Here is a 14,285-nt window from a genome sequence, read left to right as displayed (position 1 = left end):
ATTCAAACTTGTTCAGCTCCGATTAATCATAACGCCCTATCTTATTCGGCCATACATCTGTTCAAAGTTTGGGATATGCTTTTCCCACACTGGCACACCTTCACCAATGATGGATTTGAGCGTCTCTATGAACAATTTAGTTTTGATGGGGGCATCTCTATGAGGGTACACAGCATAAAAAGTACCGAAATCATCTAAATGAAGCTGCGTCATGATCGGGATGAGCTTGCCATCCAAGATTTCGTTTTCAATCATCTGCGCTGTTACGACAGCAAGTGTGTTCCCCGCTACCGCACTTTTTGTGACCATTTCAACATCATTTACTTTATAGGCAACCCTTAACTGAAAATGCTTGCTCTCTTTGTTGCCATCTAAATACCTGAATTTATCGATCAAAAGCCCCGGGGCAGCGTAGACCGTAGCGGGCAGTGACTCCAACTGTTCAACCGTTTTGATTTCTCCGTGCTTTTTAATAAACGCGGGGGATGCAACAATCAATAACCGGTTACGGGCTATTTTTCTGATGATCAGGCTAGAGTTTTTCGGCTTGCCGATGCGAAAGCCAATATCAAACCCTTCTCTTACCATATCCACAACCCGATCTTCTAAACGTAATTCAATATCCACATCGGGGTATTGCTGCTGAAATGCCAGCACCGCTTGCTGAACATATTGACGACCAAACAAGGTTGAACTGGTGATCCGCAATACGCCTTTGGGCTCGGCATGGTAATTCTGTGCCAGCCGATGAGTGTCACTTAACAGCGTTCGTAATGATTTGGCCTGGTTCACCATTTCACTGCCAGCGGCGGTTAAAGAGAGTGAGCGTGTTGTTCGGTTTAGCAAACGGACACCAAGCTCATCCTCTAATCGGCTTATATGTTTCGAGATAACCGATCTATCGACATTTCTTTGCTCGGACACTTTAGTAAATGAACCGAGCTCTACCACTTCAAGCAGCAGCAATAATCGACTAGGAAAATCCATACGCCCTCTTTGTTGCAATTTTAGCACCAATTAGGTGTCAATTTGAGCATTTTTCTTCACCTAAGACAAATTTATAGTAGCTACACATTGAGGGCTTAGACTGATAAGGCCCATTTAGTCAAGTGAGGAAGATTCCATGAACAAGTTATCGATTACCCACAACAACGGCATTGCAACAGTAACTATCAACAATCCACCAGTGAATATCCTGACGATTGAGCTGATAAACGAAATTAACGAGTTTGTGCTATCGCTAAAAGATGAGCGCGATATAAAAGTGGTGGTATTCAAATCACTTCACGAGCAGTTCTTCCTGGCTCACTTAGATCTACATGTAATCAACGGAACTCAGGGCGGCCAGGCGGCATCTATTGAATTCAATCATATGATTGCCAACATCAAAGCAATGAAGCAGGTATCTGTGGCCGTGGTAGACGGTGTAGCGCGAGGTGGCGGTAATGAGTTCGTAATGGCGTGTGATTTAGCTTACGGCACGGAAAACGCCGCATTCGCTCAGCCAGAAATTCACGTCAACATTCCTACTGGCGGTCAAGGTGCGGTGCATTTTGCGAGACGAATGGGTAAAAACAAGGCGCTACAAGCACTGCTTGTCGGTAATGATTTTACTGCTCAGCAAGCAGAGGCATTGAACATCATTACTAAGTATGTTCCTAAAGCAGAAATGGATGCCTTCCTGGCTCAGACTCTTGGTGTCATTAGCCTGTTAGAAATTCGGGATATCGTGATGTACAAAGAGATCATCGAGACGTCAATTAAAGATGAAAATGCCGGTGTGGAATTAGAGTTACGCTACTTCCTGGAACGCGCAAAGGAAGAAAAGACCCAAGCTATCATTGAAGCGTTTCTTAAGCATGGAGGACAAACCGAGCGTGAGGCAAAAGATATTCAAGGTATCTTTGTAGACACTGCTGCCGAGCTTGAAAAATAAGTACTGGCTTAAAATCATTAAAGGCAGCCGCAGCGAAATATCACGGCTGCTTTTTGTTGAAAGTTAGATAATTACAAGACGGATCAGACAGGCAAATTGCTCGTTCTATCTATTTGATTGTTAGCTATTCTCTTACCAGTTTTCAATATATAGCCTGAGGTGATAAATGAGATACGAAGGTAATATTTATCGTCCGCCACCAGAAGCTGATGCGTATATATTACAATGCACTGTTGGCTGTTCTTACAACAAATGTACCTATTGTTCGATGTACAAAGATGTGCGTTACCGGGTTCGGCCTATCGAAGAGCTTAGAGAAGATATACAGATGGCAAAAAGGGCTTTTGGCTCTAGAGTTGAAAAAGTATTCTTAAGCGATGGCGATGCGATTTCGCTTCCCACAGACATGTTGTTAGAAATTTTGTCCGAGCTGTACTCTGCTTTTCCAAAGCTAAATCATGTAAGTACATACGCAGGCCCGCAAAGTACACTGAGTAAAACACAGAAAGAACTTAAGCAATTAAGAAATGCGGGCTTAACCATGACCTATTTGGGGGTGGAATCCGGCTCTGATGAAGTACTAGAAGCGGTACGTAAAGGGGTCACCGCCGAAGAGATGCTTGAAGCGGGAAGTAATATCGTTAAATCCGGGATCAAACTAGTTGCAATGGTAATGATTGGACTGGGAGGCAGCGGTGAACTTTCACAGATCCACGCTAAAAAAACGGCTCAATTAATTAATCAGATGAAGCCTTATTTATTGGGAACATTAACGACGGTACCAATCGAAGGCACTGTGTTGTTCAGACAAATGGTCAAAGGTGATTTTAAGTTGCTCGAGCCATATGAGGTTCTGGAAGAAATGAGGATATTGCTGGAACATATTGAATTAAAAGACCTATATGTCGATGGTACCCACGCTTCTAATTTATTACCGGTAAAAGGTTCACTTAAAGAGAGTAAGTCAGAAATGCTTGCTTCTATTAATAAGTACCTATTAAACAAGGACGAAAACTTGATAGGAAAAGCTTACGTGGGACGATTTTAAGCACCGGATTTAAGCCATTATAGCTTCTATAATGGCTTTTCTAGTCAACTCTCTCAGGTATTAGAAAGTTGTGTGCAATTGGTATTGATGATGGAATATAAACGAGTTTTCTTAACTAGTCTCACTCTCGCATTGCGTAAAGCAACGGCCTCTCGCTTCGTTATTGTTGGTTTAACCTGTATAGGCGACGCTCGAGTAGTGTAACTCGTAGCTGTGGCTGTAGATCTCAAGGATATTGCCGAACGGGTCTTCCATATAAATCATGCGGTATGGTTTCTCGCCTGGGTAGTAGTAACGTGGTGCTTTCATACGCTTCTTACCACCTGCTACCACAATTTTCTCTGCTAATTCTTCGATGTTTGGATCTTGAACACAGAAGTGGAAGATCCCTGTTTTCCAATACTCGAAGTTATCTTCAGGATTCTCTTGGTTCTTGAATTCAAACAGCTCAACACCGATGCGGTCGCCCGTCGAAAGGTGGGCAATGCGGAAGCGTTCCCAGCCAGCACCAAAAACGTCGGTACACATTTCGCCAATCGCGCTGTCATCTTCGGTAATTTCAGTTGGCTCCATGATCAAGTACCAGCCAAGTACTTCAGTGTAGAACTTAACGGCCGCGTCTAGATCCGGCACTGAAATACCAATATGGGAAAATGTTCTTGGATAGGGTGCAGACGTGTTTTGAATCGCGTCTTTGGCAGATAGCATGGACATAGTTACCTCTACTCATTATTGGCTTGGAAAGCGGGACATCCCCTTTCGATGAGGTAAAGATACGCGGTGATGGGTGTTGTTAAAAATTATCATTTATTCTTATTATAATAATTATTTGTTATCAACCAAATAATTTAAGGTCAATGATGCTGAATCCTTTGTGGCTACATACATTCAAGACTCTAATTGAAACGGGTCATTTCACCCAGACGGCCGAGAAGCTGCATATGACCCAACCCGGTGTGAGCCAACAGGTCAAAAAGCTGGAGCAAGCATGCGGGCATACATTGCTGAGGCGAGAAAAGAAGAGTTTTGAGCTGACGGAGCAGGGGAGGCGGGTATACCAATATGCTTTGAAGCTGGCACAGGATGAGGCTGCTTTGTTAGAGCACTTGAGTTTTGATAACCCGTATTCGGGAATATGCCGATTGTCTTGTTCGGGCTCCCTGTCACTATTGCTGTACCCGCAGTTATTGTGCCTGCAGAATCAACATCCAGAGTTAGTTATTCACCTTGAGGCAGCCCCGAACTACAAAATTCTAGACGATATTCAAAATGCCACGATTGACTTAGGTATTGTTACCCATATTCCCAGCGCAAGCCTGTTTCATAGTGAAGTGATTGGAACGGAACCGCTGTGCTTGATCCTTCCCCAGCAGTACCAAGATCGGCCTATTACGCCAGATCTCCTCAAACGATGCGGGGTAGTTAAACACCCTGATGCCGAGCATTATCTATCGCTATATTTTGACCAAAGTGGCGAGCCAGAGTTAGCCAAACTGAATATCGAAGAGTTACCGACGGCAGGTTACGTTAACCAGCTGAGTCAGATCCTTCTTCCTGTTGCCCAAGGAATCGGGTTTACCGTACTGCCATATAGCGCACTGGAAAGCTTTCCCCAGAAGGAGCTGCTATACGTTCCAACAGCCAAGCAGACAGTAGCAGAAAGTCTTCACTTGGTGACGAAACGGAACCGGCCGCTACCCAAGCGCTATCAGACAATACGCCAGTTATTCTTGGAGGCTCTGCGTACCAATTTAACGGAATGAGTGAGATATGCAGCTGGGATAGTATGCTGGGTTGGCTGCATAAAAATCCAACAATTGCGGCTTGAGTCACGTTATCTTTTGAGCTCGGAGATGGACGGAGGTTTATAATAGATGAGTAGGCAATACCGTAATCGTGATACCTATTTGAAAAGCAAGTTGGCAATGCCCCGTAGGCTTTTCAACTAAGTATTACGGAAGACTATCACATGAAAAATCTACAGAAGGCAGAAGCATTATTTGATAAACCGTTAACAATAGATGAGCTTAGAAAGCTCGATCAGCTAGAGCGACAGGCAAAAGGACAGGAGCGTAAGTTTATCGGCGCCCTGTGGTGTACTGCTTATGCCGCCATTAATCCCGTTGTCTTGCATCAGGCCCGGGTCGAGGGGCTGATGTAAACCAGGCTTGCAGTAAATATGATGTAATACGTTCAGCCGGGGTGGCTCTATACTCCGGCTGAACGGATCCCGACTCCCCCTCCCTCAACTACAGGGCTTTGACGCCTGTTATATTTCCTTTTGAGCTAAAACGATTTATTTCTATTGACTTAGAGTATGCTCTAACTCTTAGGCTGTTCCTGTAATTGATAACAGGAGTTTGTATGAAAAAGGTGGAGTTAGGAAATACAGGGCAGCAGATCAGTCAAATGAGCCTTGGCTGTATGTTGATGGGGAGTCAAATCAATCAGGAAAGTTCTTACAAACTGTTAGATAGCTATGTGCAAGCTGGCGGAAGTTTTCTTGATACTGCCAACTGCTATGCCTGGTGGGTTGAAAACGGCAAGGGCAACGACAGTGAGTTATTGCTGGGTCAGTGGATGAAAGCCAGAAATAATCGCCAAGACATTTTTCTGGCGACCAAAATCGGCGCCAATCCGACTGATACCAAAGCAGCTGAGAAGGACTTTTTGAATAATATTGAAGGCTTGTCAGAAAAAGCAATTCTTGCCGCGGTTGATAAAAGTTTAAATGATCTGCAAACCGACTATATAGACTTGCTCTATATCCATATTGATGACCGTAGCGTGCCGCTGCAAGAAACTATGTCGGCTTTGAACAAGCTGGTCGATTCTGGCCTGGTGAAACACTTAGGTTGTAGCAACATGAGGCCCTGGCGGATTGAACAGGCAAGAGGGATCAGTCGAGCCAATCATTGGGCTGAGTTTAGCTGCGTTCAGCAAAGTTATACTTATCTGAATCCACGCCGTGGATCTGATATGGGCATCAATGAGTATGTTGATGATGACCTGCTGGATTATGCGAAAGAGAACAAGGATCTTTCCATTATGGCTTACTCGCCTCTAATGGGGGGCTATTACACCCGTCCAGATAAGCGTGAGACATATTGGCGAAAGCATTTGTATGAAAACGCCGGTAATGAAACACGTTTGCAGGCGCTTTCCCAGGTCGCAGGGGAGCTTGGCGTATCGGAAAATCAGGTTGTACTGGCCTGGCTGTTGCAAAAAGAGGTGCCTGCTATTCCGGTGATAGCCGCCACTCAGGTTGAACATTTACAGCAAAATATGGCTGCCGGTGAGCTTACGCTGTCTGCAGAGCAGGTTGCGCTGCTTGAAAACAGCTAATCTAGTTCTAGAACAATGGGTCAGGCCGGATATTTTGCTGATTTGCAAAAGAAAGCCTGACTCCGTTTTTGTTCTAGCGCTTGAAGCCCCCTCCTAGGAGCGAACCTCGATATCGGTTTTCGGGATGCAGCAACAAGCAAGCACTTTGCCTTCTTCTTTCTCTCCCGGTAGCAATGCCGGTACGTCTGGCTGCTCGACCTCGCCAGATTCCAATGTCACTTTGCACGCCCCGCAGAAACCAGCTCGGCAGCTGTTTGATACCTGCAACCCGGCGTTTTCGGCCTGCTCCAGCAATGTCAGTTGGTTATCGCCCTGAAACAGGTTGCCATCAATGCTGATGGTGACTGATTTATTGGCTGCGCGGTTTCCTTTCGCCGGTCCGAAAGCCTCCTGATGGTAGTTGGATTCATCCAGCCCGGCATCGAGCAGCAATTGCTTGGCATTGGTCATGAAAGCGTCTGGGCCACAGACGAAGACCTGGCGCTCGGCGAGATCAGGAATTTGTTGAAGATGTGCAGTATTCAGACGGCCAGTCAAACCCTGCCATGCTTTCTCTGGGCGGCTAAGGGCGATATGTATGGACAGCTGTGGGTGATCTTCGGCAAGTTTCGCGAGCTCCTGCTGGCAGGGAATATCGAGCTGACTGCGGCACTGGTGATAGAACACCACATCGCGGATCTGATCATGATCGGCCAGATAACGTAGCATCGATAACATTGGGGTGATCCCGCTGCCTGCCGATAGCAGAAGCAGCTTGTCGGTATGCGGGCCAAGGTGGAAGCTGCCGTCAGGTTTCTCGGCGACCAAGGTATCGCCGACCATAAAGCGGTCATGGAGCCAGTTTGAAATCCGTCCGTCATCAACTCGTTTGACGGAAATGGCGTATTTCCCCGGACGGGAAGGGCTGGAAGACAGGGTATAGCGACGAGCAACATATTCACCGTTGATCTCAACTTGCAGTGGCAGGTGCTGTCCCGGCTGGTAAGCCGGTAGTGTCTGCTGTTTGGCAGGCTCTAGCCAAAAAGTACAGAAATCACGGGCAATATCTTCACGTTCGACGCAAGTCAGCGTTAGATTGATTTCGCTATTGTCTGGGTAAATTTCTCTGGGTTTGGTTTCCAGCACTTCAATAGGATCGCCAGCCTTGATCACACCTTCATTGAGCGCGACTAGGTTTTGGCCGAAGAAGACATCTCCAGAAGCATCGGAGCGGAATTTCGACAAGGTAACCAAGGGCTCTTTTCGTTCATTGAACTCGGCGGTTTTGGGATTGACCGTTGTTAGGATGCAGCGCGCACAGGGTTTGACGGATTCAAACTCGACCTCACCGATACGGATCCGTTTCCAGCCGTCTTCGGCAAAGGCATCGGTGCCCGTTACAACAAGATTGGTCCGGAATTGATCCATGGTGTGATGCTGAGAGCTGCGCTGGTTAAGTGCATCGAGCGAGGCTTCACTGATCACCAATAGCGGGTAGCCATCGGCAAAGCTGACATTTTGCTGGATCTTGGGGCGAATGCGATTGGACTGCTCGCCGCTATACAGCAGACGAACCGGCTCGCCAATGATATGGCTGAACCAGGCATCGGCCTTGGATAAGGTGGTGTAGGCACTAAATGAATCATTCCATACCTTAGTATTGGCTTCATTCATTGTGAAGTCAGTATATTTTAATACCAGTGGTGATATGCCCGGAAAGCTGAGTGTCATACCGTGAGGCTGTAGGGTTGCGGTGACTTTTACCAACTCGGGGTGCTTACGTGCGGTGATCATGCTGCCGTCTTTTTTCGTAACCATAAACCGACGATCAAAGCATAATCCCTGCTTTTCGACCCAAGCCTGAGATTGGCTTAGACCGCCGATGGATTTGACCGGGAAGACATTGATTTGTGAAAGTGTGGGTATTGGCGAAAGAGCCTGAGATCCGGTAGTTAATGACTTGCTCACGATGACTGTCCTTGATGCTGTTATTTTTGATATGCACTAGATCAGTATTTTATCAGAGCGAAATGATGATAGTTATAGCAAATGGTGAATTTTAAAGTTGAACTGGTCTACTCAATGCAGATTGAGTATTTCACTTTTTCCTTTTTGTTCCATTCGGTACTAGATGAACGTTGATAGCCGGAAACCCACTTTTGAAAATATTGCTGTAACTTATAACGGTTTTTCTTCTGATAGAGGGTGTTAGAATTGATAACACATATTCAAATAATTTGTCATTGAAAGATGAAAAGTTTAATTTTCATTAAAGTTAGAATGATAAAGTGAGATGGGGGTAATTATTTGTCACTTATAAATAATGATTTATTTTATGGTATATATAAATGACTTTTATACTTATTTGTTTCGTGGCTTTTGAATGCCTTCATATCAACCAGAATGAGTCTCAAACATTCGGTTAAATCTTGTCTTTGATTTGCTTATATCAGTGATTTGTTTGTGATGATATTATATCTGGTGTTAATGTGCGTTCAATTTATTTCCTTTCATAATATAAAGCAAAATTAATTGTTATGCGTTTTATTTGCATGAAATGTAATGGTTGAATGCAGTTTGTTTTAAGCGTGTTGATGGAAATTTGAACTTAAGTATCTAAAGGTGTTCTATTGATTCTTAGCAAAGAAAAAGCAGCTAAATTACTTGCATATGGCGTTCAGGCGAAAAGAGTCGTCATTGTAGTTAATGGACTTACTTTCATCAAATGGTCGCCTGTAGTACAAGGAGTGACGTTAATGGATGCGTCATTTAATACTAATAATGAAGCAATTGATGCTGGCGTTGCAATGTTGAAAAGGATAAGTAGCGAATATCAACATTAATATTTGATTCATGATTAAGATTGATATTTCCTTTTAAATCAGTGTCTTGAAATTTATTTTTTTCATTCGTCATTCTTTTTGGTATGCATTCTATTATTTATCATATAAAATGTGTTCGCTTATACTAATTCGAACAAAAAATATACGGAGTTACATCAAAAGTGTTAATTACGCCGCCTTAGTTTTTCCCTTCTCTTTCATGGTCACATGAGCTGTAGGCATCGCGCCTATATATTTTCACGTCAAAATAATGCACCTATCTATTGCCATCCTTGGTAAGGCTTGTTGCACCTTAAAAAGAGAGTTTCAATGTTTAATATTCTAAAAGAAGATTGGTTGTCCAACGTAAAAGGAGATCTGCTGTCTGGCATTGTTGTGGCACTCGCGCTTATTCCTGAAGCTATCGCATTCTCAATAATTGCGGGTGTTGATCCAAAGGTTGGGCTTTATGCTTCATTTTGTATTTGTGCTGTAACAGCATTTACCGGCGCAAGAGCGGGAATGATTTCAGCGGCTACAGGCGCAATGGCATTATTGATGGTAACGTTGGTAAAAGATTACGGACTTGAATACCTGCTGGCAGCATCTCTGCTTACTGGTGTTATTCAATTAGCGGTTGGTTATCTGAAACTTGGTAACCTAATGCGGTTTGTTTCACGCTCCGTTGTAACTGGGTTTGTTAATGCTTTAGCTATCCTCATCTTTATGGCACAGTTACCTGAATTAACCAATGTAACATGGCATGTATACGCACTGACATTGGGTGGTTTGGCTATTATCTATCTGTTTCCATATATCCCAACCCTTGGCAAAATTCTGCCGTCGCCGCTTGTATGTATTATCACGTTAACCGCAATTTGTATTGGCTTCGGCATCGATGTCAGAACGGTTGGCGATATGGGTGAGCTTCCTGATTCATTGCCTGTTTTCCTATGGCCTGATGTCCCACTTACATTCGAAACCTTCAGAATTATTCTTCCCTATTCTCTTGCTCTTGCGATTGTAGGTGTTCTTGAGTCACTGATGACAGCTACTATTGTTGATGATCTTACTGATTCAGAGAGTGACAAGAACCAAGAATGCAAAGGGCAGGGTATTGCCAATATTGCTGCTTCCCTAATGGGCGGAATGGCAGGTTGCGCAATGATTGGTCAGTCTATCATTAATATCAAATCAGGCGGGTTGAGTCGCTTATCAACACTTGCTTCAGGCGTATTTCTTTTAATTATGGTTGTGTTCTTGGATGAATGGTTGAAACTCATCCCAATGGCAGCATTAGTAGCCGTCATGGTTATGGTGTCCATAGGCACATTTTCGTGGCGCTCGCTTGTCGAGATTAGGCACCATTCGCTATCAACCAATATTGTGATGATTGCAACCGTGGTCGCTGTCGTATTTACCCACAACCTTGCAATTGGGGTGGTTACTGGCGTTGTCCTAGCATCACTATTTTATACAAACAATAGTCGCTCAATTATGGACATCAAAGATGAGGTGATTAAGCACGGTCATCACATCACGCACAAAGTTCATGGGCAAGTGTTTTTCGCATCGGCAGATCAGTTCGCTGAAATGTTTAATTTCGACGATGTGACCAGATACATAACCATTGATTTAACGGATGCGCATTTTTGGGACATTACTGCCGTAGCTGCACTGGACAAGGTTGTGATGAAGTTTAGAAAGAAAGGCGCATTTGTCGAGATTATCGGAATGAACGAAGCCAGTTCAACGATTATTGGCAAATTTGCTATTTACGACAAGCCAGAAAAACTGGCTAAGGCAACCGTCGGACACTGATAATTTGTATGCTAGATAAGCACAATTAAAGTTTCAGTATTAGCGATTAAAGCCCACAGTGTGGGCTTTTTATATCGTGTGATATGAGCGCTAGCCTTCTTTAGTTAGCAGGAACAGGTTGGATGGGTTAATCGTCAGGTAAGCGTGATCAACGAGGTTGGCATCAAACTGTGACGAGTTTAGCTGCAGCAATAGCTCCTGATCATGCCAGCGAACCAACACTTCGTACATCGAGCCCATATAGACCACGCTTTCGACGAGGCATTGCTGGCACGGTTCGCCTTCATGAGCCAGTAGGATTGCTTCAGGGCGCACACCTATCTGATAGTCCCCAGCTGCTTTTCCCGCCACAACATTTGGATCGGCAGGAATACGGTAGCCGTTGATTTCAATCTGCTGGCCATCGTAGCGGCCAGAGAAGATATTGGCATCCCCCATGAAATTGGCCATGAACATTGATCTTGGTGTCTTGTATAGCTCATCGGGAGAGCCCTGCTGCATGATATCGCCGTCTTTCATCACGATAACCGTATCGGACACTGCAAAAGCCTCTGCTTGATCGTGGGTAACATACAGCGAGGTAATGTTGAACTTCTGTTGTAGCTCGCGAATGGTTTCACGCATGTTCCGGCGCAGGTTGGCGTCGAGGTTACTAAGCGGTTCGTCAAAAAGCAGTACCTTGGGTTTTAGCACCAAGGCTCTGGCCAATGCTACACGTTGCTGCTGGCCACCAGAGATTTGATCAACGAAACGATCGCCGAAGCCTTCCAGATCAACCAGTTTCAGCGCTTCGTCAACACGTTGTTTGATTTCGGCAGCAGGCAGTTTGAGCATCTTCAAGCCGTAGCCGACATTGTCATGCAGCGACATATGCGGAAACAGGGCGTAGGACTGGAAGACCATACAAATATCACGGTGCTGGATCGAGGTGTTGGTGACGTCTTCACCATCGATATAAATCTGCCCGCTGGTTGGTTTTTCCAACCCTGCAACTAAGCGTAAGACGGTGGTTTTACCGCAGCCTGACGGGCCGAGTAGGGTGACCAGGCTGCCTTTCTTGATTTCCAGATCAAGGTTGCCAATAACCGTATTGTCACCAAAGCGTTTGCAGATATTTTTAAGAACTACAAAGTTGTCGTTTGCCATTAGAATTATCTCCAATCGTTATTCTTGGTTGTTGGCTTTTGAGCGCGAGACACGGGCTTCGCCGACGAGGAAGTCGAACGTTAAAATGATGCCGAGCATGACGAAAATCAGAATTGAGCCGTAGGCGATAGCGATGCCGTATTCGCCGTCTTCGACCCGGTTAAGAATGTAAGAGGTCGCAACGCGGGTTTCCGGTGTGACCAGGAAGATGATCGCGCTGACGGTGGTCATGGCGCGGACAAAGCTATAAATCAGCGTCGACAAAATAGCCGGGCGCAGTAGCGGGATCAGAATATGGGTAATGGTTTTGAACGAGTTGGCACGCAGGCTAAGCGAAGCTTCGTCCAGCGATTTGTCCAGCTGTCCCAAACCGGCAACACCAGCACGAATCCCAACGGGTACGTTACGCATTACCATCGAAATCACCACGATAGCAGCTGTCCCTGTCAGATACACCGGGGCATCATTGAAGGCCAGGATGTAAGACACACCGGCAACAGTTCCCGGAACGGCAAAACATAACATCGTGGCGAATTCGATCACCTTTTTGCCATGGAACTGTTGGCGAACCACGATGTAGGCAATCAACAGACCGAACAAGGCGGTGATTGGTGCGGCAATACCTGCATAGGTCATGGTGGTTATCAATGATGGCCACGCGCCTTCGCTCATGCCCATACCGAACAGGTTGATATAGTTATCCAGCGTCAGGCTGTAGTCGACACCCCAGTTCACGGTAAAACTACCGTAGACGATGCTGCCGTAGAGCAGGATATTGAAGGCCATCCAGAAGTACAGTAGTCCGGAGACACCGTGTTTCAGCGAGGTTGGTAGCGGCTGAACATCTCCCCGGTATGACTTGCCGGAAATGGTGACGTAGGAGCGCTTGCCGATCCATACGTATTGAACGACGAAGATAGCCAGGGAGAACAGCAACAGAACTGCACCCAGGGTACTGGCAGAGGCGTAGTCCAGCTGGGCACCGGCGATATAGAAGTAAATCTGGGTCGCAAGCACATCAAAGCTGCCGCCGAGTACTAGCGGGTTACTGAAGTCGGCCAGCGACTGGACGAAAATGATCAGGAACGAGTTGGCCAGCGCCGGTTTGAGCAGTGGCATGACGATTTTGAAGAAGGTTTGGTAGCGGTTGGCGCGTAGGGTGTAGGAGGCTTCTTCCAGCGAGGGATGCAGTGACTTCATTGCGCCGTCGAGGATCATGAAAGACATCGGGGCAAAAGCCAGTACCTGCGCCATCCAGATACCGGTGAACCCGTATAGCCAGTTGGTTTGCTGTAGGCCGAACCAGTCAACCATCAGCTCGGTAATATAGCCAGAGCGGCCAAGCATTAGGGTAACCCCTAGGCCGACGACAAACGGTGGTGTAACAATTGGCAAGATGGAAAAAATCCGGGCAATAAAGGCCGAGCGCTTGGCGATACGGGTAGTGTAGATGGCAAAAATAAGGCCAAAGAAGGTAGCGGTAATACCGACTGTTGTGCCAAGGGTGATCGAGTTAAGAATGATCTGGATAATCTGCGAGCGAGAGAGGATCTCGATAAATTGCCACATCACGAAGTTGCCCATGTCGTCCTGGAACATGGGAACAAAAATAGCGATGCTCGGATAGATGATGAAAACGGTGATCAGCGAAACAATGCTGACGAGGGCGCCAATCACAAACACATCGCCGCCTAGATACTCCAGTCTGGCCAATGCCAGAGTCAGAATACAGCCTAGGGCAATAAACAGGATGATACTGGCATAGCCCAGGCCCTGCTCGGTGTACCAGGACGAGAGTAGGGTAAACAGCATACAGAAGCTGGCATAGCCAATATCGAAGTGGTGGCGTTTTTTGGCGTATTTGTCCTGGGCCTTGAACGGGCGCGCCAAAAGGGCGAGAGGCAGGGCGAACCACAACCACGAGATATTCATGCTGCTCCAGCCCATGGCCTCTTTGAATTCCTGCGAGGTTGATTCAAAGACCCCATAGTCGAGCGCGAAGGAGGGCAGTAACACAAAAGCCCCGACTAGCGCGATGATCCAGTAGAAAACCGGGTCGCGCTGTTCCGAACTTTGGAGCTGTCTTGACGGAATGTCAGCTGCTAAGTCATTCATTGTTCATTACCAATTGAGTTGTTTGGTTTAATTGTTTGTATTAAATACTTGGATTGTTTTGGTACCGCTTCTG

At 45.8% G+C, this 14,285-nt stretch carries 12 protein-coding genes; 7 read left to right on the top strand and 5 right to left on the bottom strand.

All coding sequences use genetic code 11. The features are described from left to right. Positions 1–36: 36 nt before the first annotated feature. Positions 37–987 carry a LysR family transcriptional regulator gene (locus MD588_RS08715; RefSeq protein WP_265696712.1) on the bottom strand — a complete coding sequence of 317 codons (951 nt, stop codon included), beginning with the start codon at positions 985–987 and terminating at the stop codon, positions 37–39. Positions 988–1,123: 136 nt separating this feature from the next. Between MD588_RS08715 and MD588_RS08710 the strand changes: the two genes are divergently transcribed. Beyond that, positions 1,124–1,936 (top strand): enoyl-CoA hydratase/isomerase family protein, encoded by an 813-nt coding sequence (locus MD588_RS08710; RefSeq protein WP_265696711.1) that lies wholly within the window; start codon positions 1,124–1,126, stop codon positions 1,934–1,936. 166 nt (positions 1,937–2,102) lie between these two features. Next, complete coding sequence (locus MD588_RS08705; protein WP_265696710.1) at positions 2,103–2,984, top strand: radical SAM protein; 882 nt, start codon at positions 2,103–2,105, stop codon at positions 2,982–2,984. Positions 2,985–3,155: 171 nt separating this feature from the next. Here the strand turns inward: MD588_RS08705 and MD588_RS08700 are convergent, their stop codons facing one another. Further along, complete coding sequence (locus MD588_RS08700; RefSeq protein ID WP_265696933.1) at positions 3,156–3,692, bottom strand: lactoylglutathione lyase family protein; 537 nt, start codon at positions 3,690–3,692, stop codon at positions 3,156–3,158. A gap of 152 nt (positions 3,693–3,844) precedes the next feature. Here MD588_RS08700 and MD588_RS08695 point away from each other — a divergent pair, with 152 nt between their 5' ends. The 3 genes from MD588_RS08695 to MD588_RS08685 all read left to right on the top strand — a co-directional run bounded on the left by MD588_RS08695 (position 3,845) and on the right by MD588_RS08685 (position 6,329). Further along, positions 3,845–4,747 (top strand): LysR family transcriptional regulator, encoded by a 903-nt coding sequence (locus tag MD588_RS08695; RefSeq protein ID WP_265696709.1) that lies wholly within the window; start codon positions 3,845–3,847, stop codon positions 4,745–4,747. A 206-nt stretch (positions 4,748–4,953) separates the two neighbouring features. After that, positions 4,954–5,145 (top strand): hypothetical protein, encoded by a 192-nt coding sequence (locus tag MD588_RS08690; RefSeq protein ID WP_265696708.1) that lies wholly within the window; start codon positions 4,954–4,956, stop codon positions 5,143–5,145. A gap of 203 nt (positions 5,146–5,348) precedes the next feature. Next, the gene (locus MD588_RS08685) at positions 5,349–6,329 is read left to right on the top strand and encodes an aldo/keto reductase (RefSeq protein ID WP_265696707.1); all 981 of its coding nucleotides are present in this window, start codon (positions 5,349–5,351) and stop codon (positions 6,327–6,329) included. A gap of 93 nt (positions 6,330–6,422) precedes the next feature. Here MD588_RS08685 and MD588_RS08680 read toward each other — a convergent pair whose 3' ends face one another. Next, a complete protein-coding gene (locus MD588_RS08680; protein ID WP_265696706.1) occupies positions 6,423–8,276 on the bottom strand; it encodes a hybrid-cluster NAD(P)-dependent oxidoreductase in 1,854 nt (617 codons plus the stop codon). A 662-nt stretch (positions 8,277–8,938) separates the two neighbouring features. Here MD588_RS08680 and MD588_RS08675 point away from each other — a divergent pair. Further along, on the top strand, positions 8,939–9,151 hold the full coding sequence (locus MD588_RS08675) for a hypothetical protein (protein WP_265696705.1): 213 nt from the start codon (positions 8,939–8,941) through the stop codon (positions 9,149–9,151). Between the two features lie 309 nt (positions 9,152–9,460). Then, the gene (locus MD588_RS08670; RefSeq protein ID WP_265696704.1) at positions 9,461–10,951 is read left to right on the top strand and encodes a SulP family inorganic anion transporter; all 1,491 of its coding nucleotides are present in this window, start codon (positions 9,461–9,463) and stop codon (positions 10,949–10,951) included. Positions 10,952–11,041: 90 nt separating this feature from the next. Here MD588_RS08670 and fbpC read toward each other — a convergent pair whose 3' ends face one another. After that, on the bottom strand, positions 11,042–12,097 hold the full coding sequence (gene fbpC / locus MD588_RS08665; protein WP_265696703.1) for a ferric ABC transporter ATP-binding protein: 1,056 nt from the start codon (positions 12,095–12,097) through the stop codon (positions 11,042–11,044). 18 nt (positions 12,098–12,115) lie between these two features. Then, positions 12,116–14,212, bottom strand: coding sequence for an ABC transporter permease (locus MD588_RS08660; RefSeq protein WP_265696702.1), 2,097 nt, complete (start codon positions 14,210–14,212; stop codon positions 12,116–12,118). Positions 14,213–14,285: the final 73 nt, after the last annotated feature.

The sequence above is a fragment of the Photobacterium obscurum genome (assembly GCF_026191635.1).
GTDB lineage: Bacteria > Pseudomonadota > Gammaproteobacteria > Enterobacterales > Vibrionaceae > Photobacterium > Photobacterium obscurum.
This window is presented reverse-complemented; position numbering and strand designations above follow the sequence as displayed.